This window comes from Mycobacterium montefiorense (assembly GCF_025823255.1).
GTDB classification, from domain to species: Bacteria; Actinomycetota; Actinomycetes; order Mycobacteriales; family Mycobacteriaceae; genus Mycobacterium; species Mycobacterium montefiorense.
The window spans coordinates 1-1,698 of the sequence record NZ_JACKVL010000014.1 but is presented as its reverse complement, the minus strand read 5'-3'; the positions used below and the strand labels follow the sequence as shown (position 1 = coordinate 1,698).

Annotated in this window: 1 protein-coding gene; it reads left to right on the top strand. The window is 61.6% G+C overall.

The genetic code is table 11. The features are described 5' to 3' along the window. Window positions 1-1,698, top strand: a 1,698-nt coding sequence (locus tag H7K34_RS19030) for a condensation domain-containing protein (RefSeq protein ID WP_264063626.1), incomplete at both ends; no start/stop codon positions are given.

Sequence of the window (1,698 nt, the reverse complement as noted above, 5' to 3'; positions counted from 1 at the left end):
GGTGCGGTTGAGGAGGTTGTGGCGGGGATTTTCGCCCAGGTGTTGGGTGTGGAGCGGGTTGGGGTGGATGACTCGTTTTTTGATTTGGGTGGGGATTCGTTGTTGGTGATGCGGGTGGTTGCTGCGGTGAATTCTGTGTTGGGTGTTGGTTTGTCGGTGGGTGCGGTGTTTGAGGCGCCTACGGTGGCGGGGTTGGTGGCGCGGCTGGATGCTGTTGGTGGTCAGGGTGTGGTGGAGCCGTTGGTGGCTGGGGTGCGGCCTTGGGTGGTTCCGTTGTCGTTTGCTCAGTCGCGGTTGTGGTTTTTGGATCAGTTGCAGGGTCCGTCGCCGGTGTACAACATGCCGACGGTGTTGGGGATCGGTGGGGTGTTGGATGCGGCGGTGTTGGGGGCCGCGCTTGCTGATGTGGTGGCCCGTCATGAGAGTTTGCGGACGGTGTTTGCGGTGGCCGACGGGGTTCCGCGCCAGGTGGTGGTGGCCGCCGAAGACGCTGATTTCGGGTGGGGGGTGGTTGATGCTGCGGGGTGGGCACCGGGTCGGCTTGAGCAGGCCATTGAGGCTGTGGCGTTGCATTGTTTTGATTTGTCGGCCCAGATTCCGTTGCGGGCGAAGCTTTTCCGGGTCAGTGATGTAGAGCATGTGTTGGTGGCGGTGGTTCACCATATTGCTGCTGATGGGTTGTCGATTGCGCCGTTGGTGGCTGATTTGGGTGTGGCGTATGCCGCGCGGTGTGAGGGGCAGGTTCCGGGGTGGGAGCCGTTGGCGGTGCAGTACGCCGATTACACGTTGTGGCAGCACGCTCAGTTCGGTGATGTCGCCGATAGTGGTAGTCGTATCGCGGGGCAGTTGGCGTATTGGCGCCAGGCGTTAGCGGGGCTTCCTGAGCGGTTGGTGTTGCCTACTGATCGGCCGTATCCGGTGGTTGCTGATCAGTGTGGGGCCTCGGTGGATGTGGCGTGGCCGGTGTCGTTGCAGCAGCGGATCGCTGCACTTGCGCGGGCGCATCATGCGACGAGTTTCATGGTGGTTCAGGCTGGGTTGGCGGTGTTGTTGTCGCAACTGAGTGCCAGTTCTGATGTGGCGGTGGGGTTCCCGATCGCGGGGCGTGGTGATGCGGCGTTGGAGCCGTTGATCGGGTTTTTCGTGAACACGTTGGTGTTACGGGTGGATCTGGGTACGGATCTGACGGTGGGGGAGTTGTTAGCGCAGGTTCGTGCCCGCAGTTTGGAAGCGTTTGAGCATCAGGATGTGCCGTTTGAATTGCTTGTTGAGCATCTGAATCCGACGCGGTCGATGGCGCATCATCCGTTGGTTCAGGTGATGTTGGCGTGGCAGAACCTGGGTTTGGGTGCTGAGGATGCGGTGGGGGGGTTGGCGCTTGGTGATCTCACGCTGACTGCGGTGCCGGTGGAAACTCGGACCGCCCGCATGGATGTGNCGTTGTCGTTGGCGGAGCGTTGGACAGCTGCGGGGGAGCCTGCCGGGATCGGCGGGTCGGTGGAGTTCCGCACGGATGTGTTCGACGCTGCCACGATTGAAACGCTGATCGAGCGGTGGGTGCAGGTGTTGGAGGTGATGACCGCTGACCCCGACATGCGGTTGTCGTCGATCGAGGTGCTTGATGCTGGTGAACAAGCCCAGCTTGAGGTGTGGAGTAACCGGGAAGTGCTAGATGTGATACCCGGTGAGCGGGTGTCG